At 58.5% G+C, this 22464-nt stretch carries 24 protein-coding genes; 15 read left to right on the top strand and 9 right to left on the bottom strand.

Annotated features, from left to right (window positions below; genetic code table 11):
- On the top strand, positions 1-622 hold a 622-nt coding region (locus tag GAO09_RS03675), incomplete at its 5' end, for a substrate binding domain-containing protein (RefSeq protein ID WP_153352660.1).
- 53 nt (positions 623-675) lie between these two features.
- On the opposite strand, the gene GAO09_RS03670 is transcribed toward GAO09_RS03675, so the two are convergent.
- Positions 676-1560 carry a LysR family transcriptional regulator gene (locus GAO09_RS03670; protein ID WP_153352659.1) on the bottom strand — a complete coding sequence of 295 codons (885 nt, stop codon included), beginning with the start codon at positions 1558-1560 and terminating at the stop codon, positions 676-678.
- A gap of 192 nt (positions 1561-1752) precedes the next feature.
- Between GAO09_RS03670 and GAO09_RS03665 the strand changes: the two genes are divergently transcribed.
- Positions 1753-2376 carry a glutathione S-transferase family protein gene (locus GAO09_RS03665; protein WP_153352658.1) on the top strand — a complete coding sequence of 208 codons (624 nt, stop codon included), beginning with the start codon at positions 1753-1755 and terminating at the stop codon, positions 2374-2376.
- Between the two features lie 167 nt (positions 2377-2543).
- Here the strand turns inward: GAO09_RS03665 and GAO09_RS03660 are convergent, their stop codons facing one another.
- From GAO09_RS03660 to GAO09_RS03650, 3 genes are read right to left on the bottom strand one after another with little or no spacing between them, the layout of a single operon-like run.
- Complete coding sequence (locus GAO09_RS03660) at positions 2544-3602, bottom strand: NAD(P)H-dependent flavin oxidoreductase (protein ID WP_153352657.1); 1059 nt, start codon at positions 3600-3602, stop codon at positions 2544-2546.
- A gap of 18 nt (positions 3603-3620) precedes the next feature.
- Complete coding sequence (alaE, locus tag GAO09_RS03655; RefSeq protein ID WP_153352656.1) at positions 3621-4085, bottom strand: L-alanine exporter AlaE; 465 nt, start codon at positions 4083-4085, stop codon at positions 3621-3623.
- Positions 4086-4135: 50 nt separating this feature from the next.
- The gene (locus tag GAO09_RS03650; RefSeq protein WP_153352655.1) at positions 4136-4903 is read right to left on the bottom strand and encodes an alpha/beta fold hydrolase; all 768 of its coding nucleotides are present in this window, start codon (positions 4901-4903) and stop codon (positions 4136-4138) included.
- A 344-nt stretch (positions 4904-5247) separates the two neighbouring features.
- Here GAO09_RS03650 and GAO09_RS03645 point away from each other — a divergent pair, with 344 nt between their 5' ends.
- The 3 genes from GAO09_RS03645 to GAO09_RS03635 all read left to right on the top strand — a co-directional run bounded on the left by GAO09_RS03645 (position 5248) and on the right by GAO09_RS03635 (position 9204).
- The gene (locus GAO09_RS03645; protein ID WP_153352654.1) at positions 5248-7008 is read left to right on the top strand and encodes a monovalent cation:proton antiporter-2 (CPA2) family protein; all 1761 of its coding nucleotides are present in this window, start codon (positions 5248-5250) and stop codon (positions 7006-7008) included.
- 17 nt (positions 7009-7025) lie between these two features.
- Positions 7026-8024 carry a homoserine dehydrogenase gene (locus GAO09_RS03640; RefSeq protein ID WP_153352653.1) on the top strand — a complete coding sequence of 333 codons (999 nt, stop codon included), beginning with the start codon at positions 7026-7028 and terminating at the stop codon, positions 8022-8024.
- A gap of 262 nt (positions 8025-8286) precedes the next feature.
- Positions 8287-9204 (top strand): alpha/beta hydrolase, encoded by a 918-nt coding sequence (locus GAO09_RS03635; protein WP_153352652.1) that lies wholly within the window; start codon positions 8287-8289, stop codon positions 9202-9204.
- A gap of 212 nt (positions 9205-9416) precedes the next feature.
- Here the strand turns inward: GAO09_RS03635 and GAO09_RS03630 are convergent, their stop codons facing one another.
- Positions 9417-10301 (bottom strand): LysR family transcriptional regulator, encoded by an 885-nt coding sequence (locus GAO09_RS03630; protein ID WP_153352651.1) that lies wholly within the window; start codon positions 10299-10301, stop codon positions 9417-9419.
- Between the two features lie 155 nt (positions 10302-10456).
- On the opposite strand from GAO09_RS03630, the gene GAO09_RS03625 reads away from it, so the two are divergent.
- The 4 genes from GAO09_RS03625 to GAO09_RS03605 all read left to right on the top strand — a co-directional run bounded on the left by GAO09_RS03625 (position 10457) and on the right by GAO09_RS03605 (position 13647).
- Positions 10457-11119 carry a hydrolase gene (locus GAO09_RS03625; RefSeq protein WP_153352650.1) on the top strand — a complete coding sequence of 221 codons (663 nt, stop codon included), beginning with the start codon at positions 10457-10459 and terminating at the stop codon, positions 11117-11119.
- 152 nt (positions 11120-11271) lie between these two features.
- Positions 11272-12309, top strand: a complete 1038-nt coding sequence (locus tag GAO09_RS03620; RefSeq protein WP_153352649.1) for an LLM class flavin-dependent oxidoreductase — start codon at positions 11272-11274, stop codon at positions 12307-12309.
- Positions 12310-12341: 32 nt separating this feature from the next.
- Entirely contained in the window at positions 12342-13265 is a 924-nt protein-coding gene (locus GAO09_RS29855; RefSeq protein ID WP_235937893.1) for a LysR family transcriptional regulator, read from the top strand.
- Between the two features lie 40 nt (positions 13266-13305).
- Positions 13306-13647: a hypothetical protein gene (locus tag GAO09_RS03605; RefSeq protein WP_153352648.1), complete on the top strand. Its 342-nt coding sequence runs from the start codon at positions 13306-13308 to the stop codon at positions 13645-13647.
- 78 nt (positions 13648-13725) lie between these two features.
- Here the strand turns inward: GAO09_RS03605 and GAO09_RS03600 are convergent, their stop codons facing one another.
- Positions 13726-14607 carry an AraC family transcriptional regulator gene (locus GAO09_RS03600; RefSeq protein WP_153352647.1) on the bottom strand — a complete coding sequence of 294 codons (882 nt, stop codon included), beginning with the start codon at positions 14605-14607 and terminating at the stop codon, positions 13726-13728.
- Positions 14608-14788: 181 nt separating this feature from the next.
- On the opposite strand from GAO09_RS03600, the gene GAO09_RS03595 reads away from it, so the two are divergent.
- Entirely contained in the window at positions 14789-15529 is a 741-nt protein-coding gene (locus GAO09_RS03595) for an SDR family NAD(P)-dependent oxidoreductase (protein WP_153352646.1), read from the top strand.
- A gap of 106 nt (positions 15530-15635) precedes the next feature.
- The gene (locus tag GAO09_RS03590; protein WP_338015040.1) at positions 15636-16403 is read left to right on the top strand and encodes a carbon-nitrogen hydrolase family protein; all 768 of its coding nucleotides are present in this window, start codon (positions 15636-15638) and stop codon (positions 16401-16403) included.
- 111 nt (positions 16404-16514) lie between these two features.
- Here the strand turns inward: GAO09_RS03590 and GAO09_RS03585 are convergent, their stop codons facing one another.
- Positions 16515-17411, bottom strand: coding sequence for an AraC family transcriptional regulator (locus GAO09_RS03585; RefSeq protein WP_153352644.1), 897 nt, complete (start codon positions 17409-17411; stop codon positions 16515-16517).
- Positions 17412-17507: 96 nt separating this feature from the next.
- On the opposite strand from GAO09_RS03585, the gene GAO09_RS03580 reads away from it, so the two are divergent.
- The 4 genes from GAO09_RS03580 (at position 17508) to GAO09_RS03565 (ending at position 20766) form a co-directional block, all read left to right on the top strand.
- Positions 17508-18266 (top strand): SDR family oxidoreductase, encoded by a 759-nt coding sequence (locus tag GAO09_RS03580; RefSeq protein ID WP_153352643.1) that lies wholly within the window; start codon positions 17508-17510, stop codon positions 18264-18266.
- A 22-nt stretch (positions 18267-18288) separates the two neighbouring features.
- Complete coding sequence (locus GAO09_RS03575) at positions 18289-19269, top strand: alpha/beta hydrolase family protein (RefSeq protein WP_153352642.1); 981 nt, start codon at positions 18289-18291, stop codon at positions 19267-19269.
- A gap of 144 nt (positions 19270-19413) precedes the next feature.
- Entirely contained in the window at positions 19414-19716 is a 303-nt protein-coding gene (locus GAO09_RS03570; protein ID WP_153352641.1) for an ArsR/SmtB family transcription factor, read from the top strand.
- A gap of 60 nt (positions 19717-19776) precedes the next feature.
- On the top strand, positions 19777-20766 hold the full coding sequence (locus GAO09_RS03565) for a zinc-dependent alcohol dehydrogenase family protein (RefSeq protein WP_153352640.1): 990 nt from the start codon (positions 19777-19779) through the stop codon (positions 20764-20766).
- 227 nt (positions 20767-20993) lie between these two features.
- Here GAO09_RS03565 and GAO09_RS03560 read toward each other — a convergent pair whose 3' ends face one another.
- Positions 20994-21782, bottom strand: a complete 789-nt coding sequence (locus tag GAO09_RS03560; RefSeq protein WP_153352639.1) for a class II glutamine amidotransferase — start codon at positions 21780-21782, stop codon at positions 20994-20996.
- A gap of 77 nt (positions 21783-21859) precedes the next feature.
- Positions 21860-22270 carry a nuclear transport factor 2 family protein gene (locus tag GAO09_RS03555; protein ID WP_324184910.1) on the bottom strand — a complete coding sequence of 137 codons (411 nt, stop codon included), beginning with the start codon at positions 22268-22270 and terminating at the stop codon, positions 21860-21862.
- Positions 22271-22464: the final 194 nt, after the last annotated feature.

Genomic DNA, 22464 nt, shown 5'->3' with positions numbered 1-22464 from the left:
TTTTCGTGTGGCGGCGCCGTTGTCGTTTGGTCCGACACATTTTGCGCCGGTACTGGCGGAGATGGGTCGGCGACACCCGCAGCTCCAGATTCACACATCCTATGGTGAGCGGTTCGTGGACCTGGTTGCCGAAGGCTTCGATTGCGGCATCCGTTTGGGCTTTCTCGACGACTCGAACCTGATCGCAAGACGCGTCGGCCCACTGCACGGCAAGCTCGTCGCCAGTCCAGACTATATCAGGCGGCATGGAGCGCCGGAAACCCTGGAGGAACTCTCCGCGCATCAGGCCTTGATGGGAGGGTCGGAAACATGGAAACTCATGGATGGCGACAAGCTGATCACCGTCAGTCCCAGAGGGCGCTTCAAGGTGGATAATGGGACGGTTCTCGCCGACGCCGCCGTCGCCGGTCTGGGGATTGCGGCACTGGCCAACCAGTTCATTCGGGATCACCTTTTAGCCGGCAGGCTGGTTCCGGTCATGAGCCGTTACCCTCTTCCGCAGGCGGGAATATATGTTGTCCGGCCTCCCGGTGAGCAACCCAACCGCAAAGTTCGAGTTCTCAGTGAAATGTTGATCGAATATCTTGAGCCGGGTTTGAGCCAGGCGGCCGCAGGGCTCTGATCCGGACCGTTCGCCCATGTCCTTTTCGGCATCCGCATAGAATGAACCGGCTTTTAACCGCCTGATACAGGGGCGGGGTCAAAACTCTCAATCAGCATTTCAGCAAGTATCCGCACCTTGCGGGCAGGATAGGGTGTTTGAGGGCAGACGATATATATGCCCGCGACGGGAACGGGGTGTCGGGCCATGACCGGAACCAGCGCACCTGATTCAAGGTGTTCCCGAATGAGACCGGTGGGAAGAAGCGCCACGCCGAGCCCCGCGAGTGCCGCCGAAACAAGCGCTGTTCCATTGTCCGCTTTGAAACGTCCGCTAGGGCTGACGGCAACGACCTCATCGCCATCCATGAGTTGCCATTTTTCGGTGCCTTGCATCACCGCCTGATGCTCGACCAGTTCCGCCAGCGTTTCAGGAGCGCCGTGTCTCTTGATATAGTCGGGACTCGCAACCACAGTACCGAAAACGGGTGCAATGCGGGTCCATTTGAGATCGGAGTTCCGCAGATAACCGAGGCGGATCGCACAATCGAAACCTTCGGCAGCCAGGTCGACAGCGTGATCGCTGAAGTTGATGTGGACCTTAAGGTGTGGATGGCGTCTGGCCATTTCCACGAGCACCGGCGCAAAGTGCGTGGGGCCGAATGAGAGAGGGGCTGCAATCCGCAGCAGGCCGCGGAGTTCACCATCCGGCAGGATGGTTTCCTGCGCGACGTCGATCTCGGCACATACCTTGGCTGCGTGATCGCGAAATGTTGCTCCAGCTTCAGTGAGTGACGCGCCGCGTGTCGTCCGGGCCAGAAGCTGTACGCCCAGTTCCGATTCCAGTCGGTGCAGTTGCCGGCTGACCATCGACTTCGAGATGCCGAGCCGCCGCGCAGCGGAGGTTATTCCTCCCGCATCGGCAACCTCCACGAATGTCCGCATGTCCTCCACTTCCAAGCTGCGTTCCCCATTCCGCGACATTGTTTGGCGTTGCGCAGCACTATCGTATTGCGTGCACGAGTGACAAGGTCTGTCTCGAAAGCCGGCATACAAGCATGTGCGGGTTTGATCCCGAATTGAGGTTTGAGGACAGATTGGTGGTCAGGAAGGCTGCCGACCGGTCTTTGACGGAAAGGTTATGGTAGACCCATGCCCACACTTTATTACGCGGCCGGTGCATGTTCGCTCGCGCCCCATATCGCGCTGGAATGGATCGGCGCGCCATACGAGGCCATCAAGGTTCAGTACGGTTCTGAAAAACTGTTGGCGATCAATCCTGCCGGCGCAGTGCCGACCTTCCGCGAAGACGATGGCTGGCTTTTGACACAGGCTGGCGCGATCCTCGACTATCTGTCACACAAGCACCCCGAGGCTGCGCTTGGCGGCGGTGAAGATCTACGCGCAAAAGCAGAGGCGCATCGTTGGTCGGCCTTTTTCACCTCGGATGTTCACGCTGCTTTCTGGCCGATCTTTTTGCCTGACCGTTACACGACGGACAAAAGCGAGAACGCTCTCAGATCTGTCGTCGAGGCCGGCCACCGGCTTGTGGCCAAGCAGTTCGGTATTCTGGAGCGTCATATGAGCGGCCGTGAATTCATCCTTGATGGCGGGCGCTCGATCATCGATGCCTATTCCTTCCCGATGATCCGATGGGCGATAAAACTCCTGCCGGGTGGCCTGACGGACTATCCCAACATACAGGCCCTGCACGACAGGGTCAAAGCGGATCCGGCGGTCGCAAGGGTGCTTTCGCAAGAGGCGAGCAACGGTTAGGGCATGCCGGAAAGCTTCGGAAACGAGCGGGGCAACGGTCACAGATGCTTCAGGTTATCGCTCCTTGGTCGATTGCCTGAAAATCGTGAGCGTTGCCCGGTCGTCGAATGGCTGTAAGGTCGAAAACCGGGCGAACTCGCGGTGATGGAACGCTGTTTGGTTTGGCTTTAATGTTCGCAACGGGCTGCCGTTAACTCATCGACGAGTACCTGCATGAGTTGCGCTGCCGGCAATTCCCGAGCAAACGGTGCGCCTTGTCCGGCCCAGTGTGCGGCAAAACCACTGTTTCCGATTTTGGTCGCTTCTTCATGAAGCTGCTTTGCAAGGTCATAGGCAACCGGATAGTCGGCCGGTGGCGGGCTGATGGAAGCTTCGCCATGCTCTATCAATCGGTTGACGATGCCACGTGCGGGGCGGCCCGATATAACCGAGGTCAATCGTGTCTGGCCGGACCGTGCAGTTTTGAGGGTATGCCGGTAAGCCGTATCGGCGGCGGTTTCCGGGCACAGGATAAAGGCGGTACCGAGCTGCACCGCTACGGCGCCAAGATCGAGTGCCGCCATAACGCCGCCTCCATCCATGATGCCACCCGCCGCGATGATTGGCCGGTTGATGTGACGAACCAACTGCCGTAGCAGATCCAAAGTGCCCAGACGCTCGTCTGTCTCTGCCGGGTCAAACATGCCGCGATGCCCGCCTGCCTCGATGCCTTGCGCAATAATCCCATCGATACCGGCGTTCTGGATGGCCAATGCTTCTTCCAGATTGGTGGCAGTCGCCAGCGTGGTCATGCCCGCTGCCTTGAAAGCAGTTATCTTGTCTGCAGCAGGGATGCCGAAATGAAAACTGACAACGGCGGGCTTCACCTCCAACAGCATATGGAATGCTTCCTCATCAGTGAGGAAAGATTGATAGATTTCGTTCAGTTGCCCGGGCACCTGCGCGCCAAGTTCGGCAAACAGTGGAGAAAGATGCCGGATCCATGCGGTCTCAACGACTTCATTGCGGCGAGCCGGTGCGTGGCAGAAGACATTGACGTTGATTGGCCGGTTGGTGAGCGATCGGGCCTGAAGGATCATCGCTCTTGCCTGAGCGAGCGAACTTGCACCGATCCCAAGTGATCCGAGACCACCCGCATTGGAAACAGCCGCCGCAAGCGCTGGGGTGGACACCCCAGCCATCGGCGCCTGGATGATCGGATACTCTGTTCCCGTCAATGCAATCATACGAACAATCCAGTTATCTCACACATCCAGTGACATTGGTTTCTGTCCGCCTTTGGGAAGGCCGAAAAGACCTCTGACCCAGTTCAGGAACACACCATATGGTGATCCGAGAACCAGCATCATGATCGCCGCACCGAGAACTCCGCTCAGCAAACCGCCACCTTTCGCGCCGCTAACCGCAATGATGGCTGCGTAGATCGGCACCTGAAAGGTCATGAGCGCGGTACTATCCCAGAACAGTCGGGATAACCGCGTCTCACCGGCATGCTGCATGAGCCAGTCACGCCACAGGCCATACGGCCGCGCCACCGGAACCATAAGAGCTGCTCCCAGCAGGCGGGCCTTGAAGACTTCTTCCCAAGTCATGCCGGCAATGAAGCGCTCGTTGATGATCCCTGTTGTCGTGAAAAACAGGATGAGTGCCAAAGTATCGGCGATGAAGGCGCGTTGACGGGAAGCCTCCCCTGTCGCTTCGTTGGCCATGATTTTCTTCCCCATTATCGCGCTGTCCCGGCGAATGCCGCAACAGCGCACTATTTCGCGGCATTCTCTATAACATCTGCCACGATCTCCGGTTTCGAGATCATGACAACATGTGATGCACCCTCCACCACGACGGTACGCCGCGAGCCCGCGCGTTCAGCCATGAAGCCGAGTGCCTTGGCCGGAATGTTCTTGTCGCCATCGCCATAAACGAAATAAGACGGGATCGATTTCCAGGCGGGTTCGCCGGAATTTTCCGTCAGCGCCGCCTGCGTGATCGGCCGTTGACCCGCGGCCATAACTGCAACGGCTTCACTCGGAACATCGTGGGCGAACTGCGCATGGAATTTTGCTTGGTCGATGTAAAGGTCGATGCCACCATCGGCCAGCTTAACTGGTGCAGCAAGCGCTTCAACGAGCGTGCTCCCGGGAAACCTGCCGGCAAGGTCGGCCGCTGCTTCGCCAACGTCCGGCGCGAAGGCTGCCACGTATACGAGCGACCTGACATTCTCGTGCCCGTTCGCGGCATTGGAGATGACCTGACCACCGTAGGAATGACCGACGAGAACGACAGGTCCCTCGATGCTGCCGATGACATCGGAAACGAACCGTGCGTCGTTCGCGACACTACGCAGCGGATTGGCGACGGCGATGGTGTTGTATCCGTCCTTCTGGAGATGCGTAATCACACCATTCCAGCTTGAAGCATCGGCGAATGCGCCGTGTACGAGGACGATGGTGGGCTTGGCCTGTTGCGCGATCGCCGTCCCGGACAAGAGCGAAGCTGCGACAAGGGCGGCCGCCGCAAGATTGGTCATGGAAAACTCCCTGTCTGAATTCGTTTTCAGTGTTATTGAAATCGGGTTTGCTTCGTCGCGAATGAATGTTGGTTCGCCACCCGTGGTCGACAAGTCATCAACATCCACACATTGCGGGCCTACTCAGTTTGCAGACTTTCAGCCCGGCATCCAGCGATTTGGCGTTCCGCCAATTGCGACAGACTTTTGCAGAACAAGTGACTGTCCGTCTCATGATTGCAACGCTAGCTACGGCCATCAGATACAATGGATGGTGCAAGATTCGCGGCCGTTTTGCCTCTTTTTTCCGGGCGGATCGTTGGATGGCACCGAGGGCCTGAAGGCAGAGAATCGGAGAGCAATGCATGGCTGAAGCGAGTTTGGGGCAGACGATCGGACCGGCGATCGTGCTGATGGGGGCTGCCGTGGTCGCTGTGCCCTTTTTTCGGCGGCTCGGTCTCGGCTCCGTTCTCGGATATTTCGCAGCCGGCGTTTTGGTCGGCCCGTCGGTGCTGGGTCTTTTTACCGATGCCCTGTCGATCCTGCATTTTTCCGAGCTGGGCGTGGTGATGTTCCTGTTCGTTATCGGGTTGGAGCTCAGACCTCACAAGCTGTGGGCCATGCGCGGCCAGATTTTTGGGCTCGGCCTTGTGCAGGTGGCGGCAGCGACGACGGCCCTGTCGCTCGCGGGCATGCTCGCCTTCGGCCTGCCGGCGACGGTGGCCTTTGTGGCGGGTGCCGGTTTCGTGCTCTCCTCGACCGCCGTCATCATGTCGGTGCTGCAGGATCGCGGCGAGATTTCAAGCGCCGAGGGACAGAAGTCCGTGTCGATCCTCCTCTTCGAGGACCTGATGATCGTGCCGCTTCTGGCGGTGGTTGCCTTCCTGTCGCCGTTGTCACAGGGGCAGTCGGGATGGATGGATGTGCTGATGGCGCTCGGTGCGCTGCTCGTTCTTCTCGGCGTGTCGAAATGGGGACTGAATCCGTTCTTTGCCCTTCTGGCGCGGGCAAGAACGAGGGAGGTGATGACGGCAGGCGCGCTGCTGGTGGTGCTGGGAGCGGCCCTGCTGATGGCGGGCGTCGGGCTTTCCATGGCGATGGGCGCCTTTCTGGCCGGTGTGATGCTGTCGAGTTCCAGCTACCGGCACCAGATCGAAGGCGATATCGAGCCGTTTCGCGGCCTGCTGATGGGCCTGTTTTTCATGGCCGTCGGCATGTCGCTGGACCTTGCCGTCGTGGCCGCCGAATGGGCCCTGCTCATCGCCATGCTGGTTGCCTTCACCATCGCCAAGGGCGCGGTGGTCTATGGGGTTGCCCGTCTGTTCGGCGGCTCCAACCATCAGGCGTTGCACCGCACCTCGATGTTCCTGCAGGGCGGCGAGTTCGCCTTCGTGCTTTATGCCGCCGCAACTGCCGGCGGAGTGATCGATCAGCGCGAAAATGCGTTGTTCACCACCGTTGTGATCTTTTCCATGGCGCTGACACCGCTGTTGATGATTGCCGCGGACCGGTTATTGCGCAGTAAGGCCTCGATGGAGGGTGTTGAAACCGCGCGAGACCTGAGCGGCAAGGTGCTCATCATCGGCTTCGGCCGTTTCGGCCAGATCGCCTCGCAACTGCTTCTGTCGAAAGGTGTCAATCTGTCCGTCATCGACATGAACCCCGACCGCATCCGCGAAGCGGGGCGGTTCGGCTTCAAGGTGTTTTTCGGCGACGGCACGCGTCTCGACACGCTGCATCATTCCGGCGCCGGTTCGGCCGAGGCCTTGCTGATCTGCATCAACGACCCGAAAGCCGCGCTGCAGGTCGTCGAACTGGCGCAGCATGAATTCCCCCAGGCAAAGATACTGGTGCGCAGCTATGACCGTGCCCATGCCGTGGATCTGATCCGCGCCGGTGTCGACTACCAGATTCGCGAAACGGTCGAATCCGCTTACATGATGGGTGCGGAAGGTTTGCGTGCGCTGGGTTATGCCGAGCTTGACGTGGAGGAAGCAGCAGAGGACGTTCGTCGGCGGGACAATGAGCGGCTGTCCGAGCAGGTGCAGGGCGACGCCATGTCGGGCCTCGACCATTTGCATGTCCGGCCGGTGCCCGAGCCGCTGAGCCCGGCGCCAGCGAAATAGCCAGAAGAGCAGGGACGATGACGACATTCAGGGTTGCGATTGCAGGTTTCGGCGGCGTGGGGCGGGCGACGGCAAACCTGCTCCTGTCCCGGCGGGGACGGTACCGAGAGGTTTATGGCGCGGATGTGCGGCTCGTGGCTGTCTGTGGATCGCGCGCCGGCGCAGTGAGCGCGGACGGGCTGGAAGCGGCGCAACTCGCCACGCTAGAGGATGGCTTGTCGGGCCCGGCCCTCATCGAGGAAAGCGCCGCCGATATCCTGATAGAGGCAGGGCCGAGCGATTTCCGCACCGGGGGCCCGGGGCTTGCCTATCTTCGCGGGTCCCTTTCAGCCGGGCGCGACACGATCGTCATTTCGAAGGGCGCGCTGGTTCATAGCGGACGGGAACTCAAGGCGCTGGCCGAAAGCTCCGGCGCGCTCCTGAAACTCAGCGGTGCGGCTGCGGCCGCCCTGCCGACGATCGATCTGGTCGTGCATAGTCTCAAGGGCTGCGAGGTGCTGGAAGTCGAAGGCATCCTCAATGCCACCACCAATTACCTGCTCGATGCGATGACGACGCGAAGGGTCGGCTTTGACGAGGCCTTGCGCGAGGCGCAGCTTGGCGGTTTTGCCGAGGCCGATCCGCGCAACGACACGGAGGGCTGGGATACCGCCTGCAAGCTGTTGCTCATCGCCAACTTCGGCCTCAGCGCTGACCTTACGATGGATGATCTCGACGTCGAGGGTATCCAGTCGGTCACCACCGAGCGGATCGAGACATGGCGCGGGCAAGGGCTTGTGCCGAAACTCGTCGGCCGCCTGTGGCGCGAGAACGGCGCAATCCGCGCCGCGGTCGGCATCCGGACCTATCCGCCTGCCGACCCTTTCGCCAATATCCGCGGCAAGGACAAGGCGATCCGCATCGTGACCGATGCGATGGGCGAAACTTTGGCGATCGGATCCGGCAAGGAGCCACTGGCGACGGCGGCTGCGGCGCTGAAGGACCTGGAACATATCCTGGCGGCTCGCACGTCCTGAAGGTGTCGCACCTGTCAGCTGAATGAACAGTCCCACGCATCGCGGAGGAAACGAACATGAGCCTGCAGTCCATGAGAATCCACGTCGTCCGACAGTGCTGAAATACGCCGATCTGCCGGATTCCGTCTGCCGGTCGCAAGATGCTTTGATCGCCGCTCGACGCTGCACGGTGCGTTCATGGGAGCCTTGTTCGATCGTTCTTGCCGTTGACGGATCTGTTGGCAACGCATGCTGAAAACGATGTGAGAGGAGGAGAAGCAACATGAAACGCATTTCGTTCAGGAACCGAAATATCGAGGTTATCGGCAATCTGCATCTGCCTCCCGGCTTCGATGACAGCCGGTCATATCCGGCACTTGTGCTCGTCACGCCCGGCAGCAGCGTCAAGGAGCAGATCGGTGCGATCTACGCCGAGAGACTGGCCGCGAAGGGCTATGTCGCTCTCACATTCGATCCGTCATATCAGGGCGAAAGCGGTGGTGATCCCAGAGATCTCGAGGACCCGGCTGCCCGTGTTGAAGATATCCGTTGCGCTGTCGATTATCTGATGACCTTGCCCTATGTGGGCGAAGAGCGCGTTGGCCTTTTGGGTATCTGCGCGGGCGGTGGCTACGCCATCAATGCGGCCCTCACGGAGCGCCGGTTCAAGGCGGTTGGAACAGTCGTTGCAAACGATATCGGTGAGGCATTGCGACGTCTGCTTCCGGATTATCGCCAAGCTCTGGTGGATGTGGCAGCCCAGCGAACAGCGGAAGCGCGCGGTAGCAATCCGCGCAGGGACCCGTGGATTCCGGATAGTTTGAAGGACGCCGAAGAGGCGGGGATCACGGATCCGGACGTGCTTGAAGCGGTCAAATTTTACCGGGAATCGCAGTATCGCCATCCGAATTCCACGAACCGCCTGCTTTTCGTCAGCTATGGCAATATCCTGAACTTCGATGCCTTCGGACTTGTGTCCGACCTTTTGACACAGCCGCTTCAGGTCATTGTCGGCGGCCGTCGTGGGACGACCGGACAATACGAGGCAGGAGAGCGGCTTTATGAGCGTTCACCGGCAAGGGAAAAGCACTTTCTGGCTGTTGAAGGCGCTGGACATTATGACATGTACTACAAGCCGGAATATGTAGGTCAGGCGGTCGAGAGTTTAGCGGGATTCTATTCAAAACACCTGGCCGAATAGCGGGCACGAAGCCCGATCCAGTTGCGCTTCGCTTCCGCCGAAAAGATTTCTCGCAGTCGCCAATCCGGGCCTATTGGAAGGAAGAGCGACGGAAAGACGCGTCAGGCTGCCATTCATCGGGGTTCTGGCGGGAACGAAACTATGGAGCAAGCGCGCGGGAGGCATCACGGTCGGTTCGCCCTGGTTAGCCGTTCCTGATTGTGTCGCCAGCCTCAGGCTTGCGGGGTTACGGCCCGGCCAAAACACTCGGTCAGTATGTCGGTGAGAATACGCACCTTTCTGGTCGGATACTGAGCCGGTGGACGGACAACATAAATGCCTGCGGGCGGTGGCGGGTGGTGCGGCATGAGTGCCAACAGAGCGCCGGAAGCAACGTATTCGTCAGTCACACCGTTGGGAACGAGTGCGATCCCCACACCTGCAACGGCGGCGGCCACGAGAGCGACGGCATTGTCAGCCTTGAAACGACCTCGTGGATTGATGGTCACTGTTTTCTCGCCATCCATAAACCGCCATGCCTCTGTGCCCTGCATGAGTGCCTGATGGTTCATGAGGTCTTCCGGCTTTTCGGGAGAGCCGTGCCTGGCAACATAATCGGGGCTCGCAACCAGTCTGCCGAACAGCGGGCCGATACGCTTCGCGATCAAGTTCGAATCCTGAAGACGGCCCAGCCTTATGGCGCAATCATAGCCTTCCGCAATGAGATCGACGAATTGATCGCTATAGCAGGTCTGCACCTGCAGCTGGGGATAGCGTTGCGCCATTGCCGCAATGACCGGCGCGAGATGGGTTGGCCCGAATGACAGGGGGGCGGCAATACGAAGACGGCCACTCAACTCACCCGCGGGCAGAAGTGTCTCCCTGGCGCTGTCGATTTCGCCGCTGATCCTTGCCGCATAGTCCCGGAATATTGTTCCAGCTTCCGTGAGTGAGGCGCCGCGGGTGGTCCTCGCTAAAAGCTGGGTGCCAAGCTCCGCCTCAAGCCGGGCCAATCGACGGCTGACCATGGATTTCGAGATGCCGAGCCGCGACGCAGCGGCCGAAACGCCGCCGGAATCTGCCACTTCGACAAATGTCCGCAAGTCTTCGGTGTCCAAACTGGCGTTCCCTATTTCGCAACACAGCACAACATGAACGAGCACTACCGCATTGCGAGCCGGGATGACAGTCTTTGCGTGTCTGCAGCTCAGCTGTCAGCTGATGTCTCTGACAAATCAATCATTTTGACGAAATGACAATGGAGGATTTATCGATGACGTTTCGCAACGGCCTTGCGTCGCTTCTTCGCCCGGAAGATTCGGTTCTCGTTCTGATTGACCACCAGCCCTACCAGCTCACCAATATTAACAGCCATGATCCGCACATGGTGGTGAACAATTCCGCAGGCCTGGCGAAAGCGGCCAAAGCCTTTGATGTCCCTACCATTCTGACCAGTGTCCTCGCCGATCGCGGTGGTCTCATCTTTCCGCAGATTACGAATGTCTTTCCGGGTCAGGAAGTGATCGACAGAACCTGGGTCAATACCTGGGAAGACGAGAATGTTGTCGATGCTGTCAAGGCCACCGGGCGTAAGCAGCTGATCATAGCGGGCCTCTTTACGGAGATCTGCGTTGCGATGCCGGCAATTCAGGCAGCCGGCGAAGGCTGGGATGTGACCGTCATTACCGACGCATGCGGTGGCGTGTCACTCGAAGCCCATCAGGTCTCCATTCAGCGCATGATCGCGGCAGGCTGTAACATGATGACCTGGTTTGCACTCGTCGCTGAATGGCAGCGCGACTACCGACGGACCAAAACGGGTCCCGCACTCGTCGAGCTCCTCAAGGATCATCTGGCCGGTAGCGGTATGGCCTACCTGTGGGAGCAGCAACTGTTGAATACACCGGTGCCGACCTCCAATGCCGGTGGACACTAAGCACTGGAACGGCTGACGGGCTTCCAGGAACGCGTATTCGCCACGCACTCTGGCCGCGCGATCCCGTGATGCCATTTCCAATACCGCGCCGGCGATTTCCAGTCGCCAGCGCGGACTAACCCGTATTGCGATCATTATTCAAAGGCCCATGCATGGAAATCGGTGTCGACAGTTTTGCAGCAATTCTCCCGGATCCCGCGACAGGCAAACCACCGTCTGCGACCGATCGTATGGCCGAACTGATAGAAGAGGTCGTGACCGCCGATCGCGTCGGCATCGATGTCTTCGGCATTGGTGAGCATCATCGCGGCGAGTTTCTGGATTCTGCGCCCGCGGTCATCCTGGCGGCCGCGGCGGCCCGGACAGATCGGATCAGGTTGACGAGCGCGGTCACCGTCTTGAGCGCGGCGGACCCGGTGCGCGTCTTCCAGGAATTCGCAACGCTTGACCTGATCTCGAAAGGCCGCGCGGAAATTGTCGTCGGCCGCGGTTCCTTCGTTGAGGCTTATCCACTGTTCGGCCTCGATACGCGTGATTACGACGACCTCTTCGCAGAAAAGCTCGACCTGTTGCTGGAGCTTCGCGAAACGAAGCATGTCACCTGGGAAGGGCGGTTTCGGCCGTCATTGGCGGGGCAGGGCGTCTTTCCGCGCCCGCACCAGCAAAAGCTTCCGGTCTGGATCGGGGTTGGCGGCACGCCGCAATCCTTCGCCCGCGCCGGTGCGCTTGGCCTGCCGCTGATGGTCGCAATCATTGGCGGCAGCTTCGAGCGGTTCCGTCCGCTCGTTGATCTCTATCATGAAGCAGGCAGGCGCGCCGGACATGCCCCGGAGACACTGAAGGTCGGCATCCATGCGATGGGTTTTGTCGGTGAGACAAATGATGCCGCCAAGGATGCCTTCTTTCCAGGATGGGCGCATCTGACAACGACGATCGGTCGCGAACGCGGCTGGTCGCCGCCGTCGCGCCAGCAGTTTGATGTCATGGCCGGCCCCGACGGCGCATTTCTGGTCGGGGATCCGAATACCGTTGCGGAGAAAATGCTGAGGGCGAGCGAAACACTCGGCGGTCTTGCCCGCATCACCTTCCAGATGAGTACGGCCTCTCTGGATACGTCGGCTATGAAGAGATCGATCGAACTCCTGGGCACGGAAGTCGCCCCAATCGTCAAGACAGCAGGAAACTTTTAGATCCCAGACTATCGCGTAAAATGGGGCCACCAATGGACGTCGAAGATCTGCGCACGTTTGTCGAAGTTGCCGATTCCGGAGGGGTTTCGTCTGCGGCGCGACGATTGGGGATTTCCAAGTCTATGGTCAGTCGGCGGCTGGCCCGTCTCGAAGCGGAACTCGGCGTCCGGCTTCTTGACCGGACCACCCGTGGTGGGAGCCTCACGGCGGCTGGCGTCACTTTTCGCGAATATGCCGCAAAAACCTGCACAGAAATAGACGCCGCTCGCCGGGCAATCTTGCCGAGCGACGAACTGCAGTGGCGCAAATCCGTCGCCTTGCCGAATAGCTTGAAAATTGAACATATGCTCGGGCAAGGGGGTATGCCGGAGCAGGAGAACAATATGCAGGAAATGAACCAGCTGATGAAGAAGGCCGACGAGGCGCTATGGGCAGACGTTAACGAAGCGATCGATCGGGCCGTGAATACCGCGGGCCATGAGCTTCAATCGTTTGGCTTGATTAGATCGCCGCATGACTATTTTGCAGAAGGCGTTCTTCGTCACCTTTTTCTGCGGCTGTGCGGCGCCGACCCCGAAACCTATACCGGGGGCGATCCTGAAACCGCATGGAAAATTCTGTATGTCGGCCGCAGCGTTGCCCGTCATTGGGAGAAAGAGCGTGGACGTTCCGGAGAAAATCGGAAAAGGAAGGAACGGCCGGAAGACATTGAAAAAGATGAATCCGAACGACGGCAGTTGATACTTGCCGCAGAGAATTTTGCGCTGAAAACCGCGATCCGCCTTCTGGTTGACCACGCACGTGCCTCTGATCCGCAGATTGGTGATCGAATGGAGGCGGCGGTGGAGGCGCGCCATGCGGCGCTTGAGAATGTCTCTGACACGGATCGCGAATTCACGGAGAATGCCCGAAGATACATGTCGCTCCTCACCACACTGCCGAGGCAATCAGGATGACCGTAAACATGACAAGGTTGGCTCAGCACGAGGTGACGTTATGACGGAGAGCTGTCCTGTTCTCACACCGGTCCAAAGGCAGATTGCCGATATTATCAGACGTGCGGATCATTCTCTGGCGGCTGCATTGTCCGTCGCCCTGGAAGAAGCCAGCAATCAGGTTGCCGACGAGATGAAAGCTATAGGGCAGGAGGAGACCGCTCCGCCGCTGGAATATTTTGCAAGCGTCATCCATCAGCGCATGTATTGCCTGATATGCGGCGCAAACCCGGATACTTTCGAAGGAGGCGATCCGGATATCGCCTACAATGTCATCCGTAACGGCCAGGCTATCGCCAAACATTATTGGTCGGCGGATATCGAACCCTACCCACCAAGGTAGCCAAATCTCCATTGTGAATGGGCGGCAATGCTGCGGCGTAAGTCTCAAGCGGCCAGACATCGAAGGTGTTGGCTAGGTTTAGCGTTGCAGATCGGCAACCGGAGCGCTGCCGAACATGCTCTTGTATTCCCGGCTGAATTGCGATGGGCTTGCATAACCCACTTCATATGCCACATGCGATACGTTGGTGTTCCCGGCGACAAGACGCTTGCGCGCCTCGAGCAAGCGCATCTGCCGCTGAAAGGCGAGCGGGCTAAATCCCGTCACGTCCTTGAAGTGTCGGTGAAACGAGGTGACGCTCATGCCGGATGAGGCCGCCAGATCTGGAATGACGACAGCTTCGCGGTAATGGTTTGCGAGCCAGTCCGCTGCCGCCTTGAGCTGTTGGAACCGCTCGTTGCGCTGGTTGATCTGACTGAGCGTATCGCCCATGGAGCTTTGCAGCAGGCGGTAGTAAAGCTCGAACTCGTAATGCGGTGCCAGCACGCTGATGTCGTCGGGCGTGTTCACAAGCCCGACAAGGCGTGCGAATGTTTCGCCGACAGGACCGTTCAGGTCGCCGGCCGCTACCGCACATGTCCAGCGATCATGCCGTTTGGGCATATCGAGCATGACCCGGGTGAGCAGGGTGACATCGAGATGGAGACTGACGCCGACATAGGGAAGGTCTGTCTTCGCGCCCGTCAGTTGATGCGTGTAGGGCAGGCCGAACGACGAGGCAGCGCAGTTCCCCGCCAGAAGCTCGAAACGATTTTCGCCCATGGTCAACACCTTAGTGCCGCGTAAAACCGCATAAAACATGGGCTCGAACACCGCCGATGTCGATGGGTTGTCGACTGTGCTGGTCCAGACCGTGAGGCGTGGAACCGGAGTTGGAAGCCCGGTCAGTCGCCTCTGCCCGCCAGCGAAGGGCGACAGGTCGCTGAGAAGGATATTCGTCGCGTTCGCAAACTCTCGCATATCTGATCAGGTAGTGCGTTTGGGAGAATCAGGCAAGTCTTTGGGAAGATCGGGAATGTGGCCTCACGCGCATCTTCCTATCTTCATGCTCAACCAGAGAAACGGCCCGGATCATCCGCGTCGGGAGAAATAGGCTTCCGATCCGAACATCAGGGTCACATCAGTTGAAAGGGTTTGGATCATGCAGGAACTGGCAGGGAAGAACGCGTTGGTCACAGGCGGATCGCGTGGTATCGGAGCGGCAATCGTGCGAGCGCTGTCCGAAAAGGGTGCGAATGTCGCGATTACCTATGAACGGTCTGGCGACAGCGCGCAGAAACTTGTTCGGTCGATCGAAGAAAATGGACGCAAGGCCGTGGCGATCCAGGCTGACAGCGCTGATCCCGACGCGATTCGGCGATCCGTTGAGGAAGCTGTTCGCGCGCTGGGTGGCCTCGACATTCTGGTCAATAATGCCGCGATCGCACGATACAACACCATAGCCGACTTTAATGTCGAAGACTTCGATGCGCTGTTCGCGGTCAACGTGCGTGGGCCGGTGCTTGCGTCCAAGGCGGCCATTCCGCACCTCAAGGAGGGCGGTCGCGTGATAACCATCGGCTCAGCCGGTGCAGACCGAAGCGTGGGAGAAGGCAGCACGGTCTATTACATGACCAAGGCCGCGCTGCAGGCGTTCAACCGCGGCCTGGCGCGCGAACTGGGGCCTCGGGATATAACGGTCAATCTCGTTCAGCCGGGCTCTACGAATACCGATGCCAATCCGGAAACAAGCGAGTTTGCTGATTTCCAGCGTAGCCTGATCCCCCTCGGCCGTTTTGGTCAGCCGGAAGATGTTGCCGCGGCCGTTGCTTTTCTCGCAACGCCTGCTGCCCGGCAGATCAACGGCACGATCCTGACGGTGGACGGCGGCGCCCTTGCGTGATTGCGGTCGTATTAAAATTGGCTGACGGTCATTGCATCGACATCGCGCTGAACTCAGGCGTTCAACGATAATAATCAGGGAGTGCCGGATGGTTAGGGCGTGGTCGGTGGAGTGGCCGGAAGGTCTGTTGCCGGGCGAGGCGGCTTGGGAGGAGATCACCAAGCAACTCGGTGATGCAAGGAATGACATTCTTGTAACGAATGAAATGCCGTTTGGCTTTTGGCAGCCGACAATGCGCAGTTTCGACATTGATGCTGCTCGAGAATGGGCGTCGCTTCACGAGCGCGCTTTGGACAGCCTGTCGCGCCTCCCGGTCGCGGCGGTTATTTCATCGCGTCCCGTATTGTCTGGCAATCGCCTTGTGAACGAGGGGTTCGTGCTGATGCAAGGCCGTTACGAATTCATCCACCAGAAGCACTATTTTCCATCTGAACCAGGGTGGGAGGAAGAAGCTTGGTTCGAGCTTCGGCGTCCCGGTTTCGATGTGATAAAGGTTGCAGGGCTCACGGTCGGTGTTTTGCTTTGTACAGAGCTGATGTTTGTGGAAAAAGCACGCCACCTTGGCAAGCTGGGGGCCGACCTGATCGCCGTGCCACGAGCAACCGGTACTGATCATCGCATGTGGAAAACTGCGGCGAGCATGGCCGGTATCGCAAGCGGCGCCTGCATTTTCAGTTCTAACCGCGTCGGACATCGCCCCGGGGATAATCCTGTCTTCGGGGGAGGCGGCTTCACCGTCGATTCCGACGGCTTTGAAATCGCTTCGACATCGCCGGAAAATCCAGCTGTGGCTCTGGAAATCGACAGAGCCATTACCTCGGCCGCCAAGTGCAGGTATCCGGTCTATGTGAAAGAACCTCATTTTAAATCTTGAAGTACGGTGCGTTGATCGGTCTGTTCGCTGCAGCCATTTCGTCGACAGATCAGGCGGTGAGGGGACTGTTGGGAGGATTTGCCGGCACACGAGTGTCGGCAGGTCTCTCTCCTATCCGGTAAAATTCTCGCGGCAATAGGCGCCGGGAGAAGTGCCTACGTGCCGCCTGAACGCCACACTGAAGGCACTCGCCGAGCCATATCCGACACGCCTCGCGACTTCTGCGGTAGCGACGTCGTCGCGCAGCAGCTTTTTCGCCAGCGCCATGCGCCAGCTGGTCGCATATTCCATGGGCGCGACGCCGACCTCCCGGCGGAACCGCTGAAAAAAGGAGGAACGCGACATGGCCGTATGCTCAGCCAGGCTCTCCACGCTGAGATTTTGGCTGGGATCTTCATGTATCCGAAGCAATGCCGGCGTCAGTTGCGGATCGGCCATGCCGCGCAGAAGGCCGGGATGGCCCGCAGGGCCAGCCGTTGAACGCAATGCTTCAATCAGCAGGACTTCAAGCAGCCTGGTAAGCACGATTTCGCGGGCAGCCCGCTCATGCCGGGTCTCGTCGTTTATCAGCTTGACCAGTACCGATAGTCGGTCCTCGCCACGCAGATGTATGACTTGCGGCAGGAGTGATACGAGAAGGGCTTTGTCATCGGATCCGAAGGCGCAATGTCCTACCATTGCTCGCAGGTCCACAGGGGCATCGGGGGCGCCCAGCCGGAAGACGCCGGGACTGGTCTCAAGCCGCTGTGGAAGTGTTCCGCGCGGTCTTTCCAGACTGCTCATCGTGAATGAGAAAATCTCCGGGACCAGAACAAAATCGCCAGCGGTCAGCAGTATCGGTTCACTGCCGCTTATGGTGATCAGGCAGCGACCTTCCACCACCGCACAATAAAATGGGCTGCCAAGCTCCTTGCGCTCGACAAGCCACTCGCCGCCAGCCGTTACTAGTTTGCTTATGGATGGGCGTGGTTTCAGCAGGGAAACGACTTCAGCAATAGGATCGATCATGTTTTGGACGAACGCTCAATAAATACGGACAAACGAATATAGATAGTCCCAAGGCAATCGTCCATCACTAGAGGCACACTCATCAGGAGAACAAACATGCCAAAGATACTTGTTACCGGGACCTCTTCCGGTTTTGGGCTCGCCACGGCGCAGGCCTTCCTGCAGGCGGGCTGGGATGTGGTTGCAACCATGCGGAACCCGCGTCCTGACCTGCTGCCGAATACCGATAAGCTGAAAGTTTTGGCGCTGGATGTAACCAGCGACGAAAGCGTCAAGAAAGCTGTCGAGGCCGCGGGAGAGATTGATGCTCTGGTGAACAACGCCGGTGTCGGCATGCTGAACGTGTTGGAGGGCTCGGAGATGTCGAAGGTCCGTGATCTCTTCGAAACCAATGTCTTCGGCGCGATTGCCATGGCAAAGGCCGTTCTTCCGCAGATGCGCGAACGGAAAGCGGGCGTGATCGTCAACATCAGCTCCAGCGTGACCATAAAACCGCTACCAGCGCTGTCCGTCTACAGCGCCTCCAAGGCGGCATTAAACGCTTTCACGGAAAGCCTCGCGCTTGAAGCCGCTCTTTTCGGCGTGCGCATCCGGCTGGTTTTGCCCGGTTCCGCTCCCTCCACCTCATTCGGGAAAAACGCTGTGGCGCGCATGGGAATGGATATTCCCGCCCCTTACGAAACATTCGTCCACGATTATCTCAACAGGTTGCGTGCGGGAACTGAGGTGACGACGGTCGACGATGTAGTCCAGGCCATCATGCGTGCGGTAACAGATCCTGAGGCACCGATGAAAATCCCGGCAGGGGCCGATGCGCAGACCCTGTTCCGTGAAGCAGGACAGGCCGAAAGCTAGGCAGTCATCGGGGTATATGACCATGAACAATCTCATCAACCTCGCTCGGCACATTCCTTCGCCCAAGGCGGCACTTACGGTGGCCTATACGCCCGTCCGTCTGCCGATGGAGGGGCGGGCACCGCTTGAGCTGCGCATTACTGCACCTGCCATCGGTGAGAGCTTGCCCATCTTGCTTTTGTCGCACGGTTTCGGTCCGTCCAGCTATCTGCCTTCGAAGGACGGGTATGCGCCTCTTGCACAGTTCTGGGCGGAGCGCGGTTTTGTCGTGATCCAGCCGACGCATGCCAGCTCTCGTATCGGCGGATTGTCAGTCGACGCGGTCGGGGCGCCTTTTTTCTGGCGCGAGCGCGTGGCGGAATTGCGGGTCATTGTTGATCTGATCGTCGAGGTGGAGCGTCAGGCTCCCGCGATATACGGCCGGCTGGATCATGCCCGTATCGCGGCTGCCGGTCACTCCTTTGGAGGGCACACAGTCGGGCTTCTTTTGGGTGCGCGCCTGAATGGGGAGGATTTTTCGGATTCCCGGATTTCTGCGGGTGTTCTGCTGGCGGCTCCAGGCCGCGGCGGAAAGGATTTGACCGCAGACAATGCAGCCCGGTTTCCTTTTTTCGACGTGGATTTTTCCGGCCTGACCACCCGCAGCCTTGTCGTCTGTGGTGATGCGGATGATCCGCACTTCACAACGCGCGGCCCGGAGTGGCACGCCGACGCCTTTCATGATGGACAGGGTTCTGACGCATTGGTCACGCTGCATGGCGTTGGGCATGGGCTTGGCGGCATCGCCGGGCTGGACGCGCGCGAAACCGATATCGAGGCGCCCGAAGTGCTGGAGGCAACCAAGCGCCTGACCCTTGCCTGGTTGCAGACGGCATTGGCGGTGGATGACCATGCGTGGTCTAAGGCGTGCGCGGCCCTTCAGGGCAGCGCTGCCTCGCTGGCAACCGTCACGCATCGTGCTTGCGGTTCATCGGAACGCCAAAAATCGACTGATGCAACTTGAAGCGCTCCGATGTTTTTCGTGAATGCTACGGGTGCTTACCGCTGGACGCTACTTGCCCTCGTCAGACGCTCAAGAATATTCATGTGAGAGTGCTGCGGACGCCGTTAGTATTGACATATCGGTAAATATCGATATATACGGGCCATGGAATTGCTCGAGATATTCAAAGCCCTCTCAAACCGGACACGCCTTGAGATCGTGAAAGGCTTGAAAAATCCTGCGATGAACTTCCCTCCACAGGATGAAGGTGACGTTGATGTCGTAGGTGTCTGTGTCAGCAGCATCCAGGAAGGCGTCGGGCTATCGCAGTCAACGGTGTCCGATTATCTTGCCACCCTCCATCGAGCCGGGCTTGTAGAAGTCCGGCGCATTGGCCAGTGGACCTACTATAAGCGCAATGAAGCTACCATCAGTGCCCTGGCTGAGATCATAGGCAAGGACCTGTGATTTTTGCCTCATAATATCGGAATTTCCCGATATTCCTTTTTAACGAAACAAGGATATGTGATGAAAGCGATGACACTCAAATCTTTCGGCGGCCCGGAAGCCTTCGAGCTTCAGGATATGCCAAAACCCGTTGCACAGGCCGGACAAGTTCTTGTGCGTGTCCATGCAACCTCAATCAATCCGCTGGATTACCAGGTGCGGCGTGGCGACTATCGCGATCTGGTGCCTTTGCCGGCCATTACCGGTCACGACGTTTCCGGCGTTGTCGAAGCAGTCGGTCCGGGCGTGACGACATTTTCTCCCGGAGATGAGGTCTGGTACACCCCGCAGATATTCGACGGCCCGGGAAGCTATGCGGAGTATCACGTTGCGAATGAATCCATCATCGCAAGGAAGCCCTCTTCGCTAAGCCATCTCGAAGCGGCAAGCTTGAGCCTTGTCGGCGGAACGGTCTGGGAGGCGCTGGTTGGCCGCGCAGCTCTCAGGGTGGGAGAGAGCATCCTGATCCATGGCGGCGCGGGAGGGGTTGGACATGTGGCGATCCAGGTTGCGAAGGCCATTGGTGCGAAAGTGTTCACCACTGTTCGTGAAGATAACTTCGAATTTGCTAGGAGTGTCGGGGCGGATGTCGTCATCGACTATCGGAAAGAAGATTATGTCGATGTCGTCATGCGGGAAACCGGCGGTCGCGGTGTCGATGTGGTTTTTGACACGATTGGAGGAGACGCTTTGTCTCGCAGCTCACACGCACTCGCCCAACTTGGGCGCGTCGTTTCGATCGTGGATATCGCTCAGCCGCAAAACCTCATTGAGGCATGGGGCAAAAACGCAAGTTTTCACTTCGTCTTCACACGTCAGAACCGCGGCAAGCTGGACGAGTTGAGCGCATTGGTCGAGCGCGGGCAGCTACGGCCACATGTGGGCGCCGTCTACTCACTTGCCGACCTTCCGCTCGCCCACGCGCTGCTGGAGACGCCCAATAACGGTGTTCGGGGGAAGATCGCCATAGCAATCGAGCCGTCGGCTCATTCTGAAAATGCGGCTTCCTGACCGTCGAAGTGACGTCAGGGAACGCCATGATATGCCAGATGCACAATTCCCGGCTTGCCGGGGGTTGTGCATGAGCCGGTGAACGCATTTTGAATTGGTGGGATCATGATCGACGGCCCGCCTCTTGGCGTTTGAGAAGCGTGGCGATCCGCGATAGCCATAAGTGGCTTCTGGTCTTTCCCATGGCTCCTGAACGGGCTTGCCATCACGCAGAGCCCGGAGAATTTTTAAGTGTTCACCACACAGGCTTGAGGCCTGAACTCTACTTTTTCCAGCGTTCGCCCATCAGTCGTGATCGCTGTTCCGGGTGAAATCTCAATCCAGCCGGATTCATCTTCATCGAGTGGCTCCGAACAAACGACAATGCCGTCCTCCTGAAGACGATAGAATAAGCTTGGAACGAAACGATCTGAAGCGTAGCGGGCCGCATACACTTTCTCTCCGTCACTCCAGCATGCTGAAAAGCGCATGTGTGGGGTGTGCCCGGCTTCCCGAGCCAGCATCTCAACCTTTCCGACTGCCTGCTCCATTGCAGATATGGGTGACCGATCCAGTCCCAAACCGACTGCAATCAAGAATATTGCCTCGCTATCGGTGGCGCCATATCGTTGGTCGTAACACTCCACGGGTATCATGACATCAAGCTTCTGGCGCAGTTTCAAATGCCCTCCCAGCTGACCATTGTGCATAAAGCTCCATCGCCCCTTGCTGAACGGGTGGCAGTTATTTCGGGAAATTGCCGTCGATGTTGATGCGCGCACGTGCGCCAGGAACAATCTCGCCTTTATATGGGAGGCGATTTGCTTCAGGTTTTCGTCTGACCAGGCAGGATGCACATCCTTATAGACGCACGGCAGATCGCGATCTCCATACCACGCAAGGCCAAAGCCATCCGCATTGAGGGAGGTTTTCCCGATCAGAGCGGAGCGGCTTTGCGTCACAAGGGATTGGCCGGCGTTGAGTACGAATTCATCAATAAAGCGTGGGTCTCCAATCCAGGCAAGGAAGCGGCACATTAGACGATTATCCTTATTGCGCGAGCGGTGTAGGCGGCGTGGTCTATCCACGTCCTCCAAGCGGAAGACGTGCCGGGTCAGTCCTCATCTTCAATGAAGACGTAAAGCGCGTGGATGCGACCGTCGATGAAATGGGCGATATCCATACCCTGCACCGCGGCCGGGCCGTTCGGCGGGCCGGACTGCCACCGTAAGCGCCCAATGGAGTGATGGCCGATGGCTGGTCCCATCGCGGTAAATGTAAAATCAGGCGGTAAGCTATCGAGAAGCTTGGTTACAGCGTCCGAGATCGCCTCGTGCCCAGTTACTGACGCTTCGGGTTCGTTCAACACAGCGTCCGGATCGTAAAGCTCACGGATTACTTCCAGACGTTTTTTCGGATCGCGCTCACTGAAGACGTGCGTGAGATTCCGTTGCATGGATTTGTCGTAGTCTGATGACTGCATCAACTCGCTCCCCTGCTGATTTGTTGAGAAGGCGATCGCCACCAGACACGTCGTCGCGAAGCCCGATGTCTCCAGCCGCTTGATACGAAGTGGAAATGCGCAATGCCTTCAGCGTCCATAAGAAGCCAAAGACAAGAATTGATAACGAGGCGATGAGTGACCGAATAGCCGCAATAGTTGCAAAACAGTGTCGCAAAAAGTGCAACGCCATGGCTGCATGACTTCGACGAAACGGC

The organism is Endobacterium cereale, from assembly GCF_009617585.1.
Lineage (GTDB): Bacteria > Pseudomonadota > Alphaproteobacteria > Rhizobiales > Rhizobiaceae > Neorhizobium > Neorhizobium cereale.
Note: the sequence above shows the minus strand (reverse complement) of the source record. Positions and strands in the feature narration are given on the sequence as shown.

What these genes read in the sequence shown, in the direction of transcription:
- GAO09_RS03665 (WP_153352658.1), top strand. Translation starts at nt 1,753, where the DNA reads ATGCCCACACTTTATTACGCGGCCGGTGCATGTTCGCTCGCGCCCCAT.
- GAO09_RS03635 (WP_153352652.1), top strand. Translation starts at nt 8,287, where the DNA reads ATGAAACGCATTTCGTTCAGGAACCGAAATATCGAGGTTATCGGCAAT.
- GAO09_RS03560 (WP_153352639.1), bottom strand. Translation starts at nt 21,782, where the DNA reads ATGTGCCGCTTCCTTGCCTGGATTGGAGACCCACGCTTTATTGATGAA.
- GAO09_RS03565 (WP_153352640.1), top strand. Translation starts at nt 19,777, where the DNA reads ATGAAAGCGATGACACTCAAATCTTTCGGCGGCCCGGAAGCCTTCGAG.
- GAO09_RS03580 (WP_153352643.1), top strand. Translation starts at nt 17,508, where the DNA reads ATGCCAAAGATACTTGTTACCGGGACCTCTTCCGGTTTTGGGCTCGCC.
- GAO09_RS03575 (WP_153352642.1), top strand. Translation starts at nt 18,289, where the DNA reads ATGAACAATCTCATCAACCTCGCTCGGCACATTCCTTCGCCCAAGGCG.
- GAO09_RS03585 (WP_153352644.1), bottom strand. Translation starts at nt 17,411, where the DNA reads ATGATCGATCCTATTGCTGAAGTCGTTTCCCTGCTGAAACCACGCCCA.
- GAO09_RS03625 (WP_153352650.1), top strand. Translation starts at nt 10,457, where the DNA reads ATGACGTTTCGCAACGGCCTTGCGTCGCTTCTTCGCCCGGAAGATTCG.
- GAO09_RS29855 (WP_235937893.1), top strand. Translation starts at nt 12,342, where the DNA reads ATGGACGTCGAAGATCTGCGCACGTTTGTCGAAGTTGCCGATTCCGGA.
- alaE (WP_153352656.1), bottom strand. Translation starts at nt 4,085, where the DNA reads ATGGCCAACGAAGCGACAGGGGAGGCTTCCCGTCAACGCGCCTTCATC.
- GAO09_RS03600 (WP_153352647.1), bottom strand. Translation starts at nt 14,607, where the DNA reads ATGCGAGAGTTTGCGAACGCGACGAATATCCTTCTCAGCGACCTGTCG.
- GAO09_RS03605 (WP_153352648.1), top strand. Translation starts at nt 13,306, where the DNA reads ATGACGGAGAGCTGTCCTGTTCTCACACCGGTCCAAAGGCAGATTGCC.
- GAO09_RS03595 (WP_153352646.1), top strand. Translation starts at nt 14,789, where the DNA reads ATGCAGGAACTGGCAGGGAAGAACGCGTTGGTCACAGGCGGATCGCGT.
- GAO09_RS03645 (WP_153352654.1), top strand. Translation starts at nt 5,248, where the DNA reads ATGGCTGAAGCGAGTTTGGGGCAGACGATCGGACCGGCGATCGTGCTG.
- GAO09_RS03640 (WP_153352653.1), top strand. Translation starts at nt 7,026, where the DNA reads ATGACGACATTCAGGGTTGCGATTGCAGGTTTCGGCGGCGTGGGGCGG.
- GAO09_RS03570 (WP_153352641.1), top strand. Translation starts at nt 19,414, where the DNA reads ATGGAATTGCTCGAGATATTCAAAGCCCTCTCAAACCGGACACGCCTT.
- GAO09_RS03650 (WP_153352655.1), bottom strand. Translation starts at nt 4,903, where the DNA reads ATGACCAATCTTGCGGCGGCCGCCCTTGTCGCAGCTTCGCTCTTGTCC.
- GAO09_RS03620 (WP_153352649.1), top strand. Translation starts at nt 11,272, where the DNA reads ATGGAAATCGGTGTCGACAGTTTTGCAGCAATTCTCCCGGATCCCGCG.
- GAO09_RS03660 (WP_153352657.1), bottom strand. Translation starts at nt 3,602, where the DNA reads ATGATTGCATTGACGGGAACAGAGTATCCGATCATCCAGGCGCCGATG.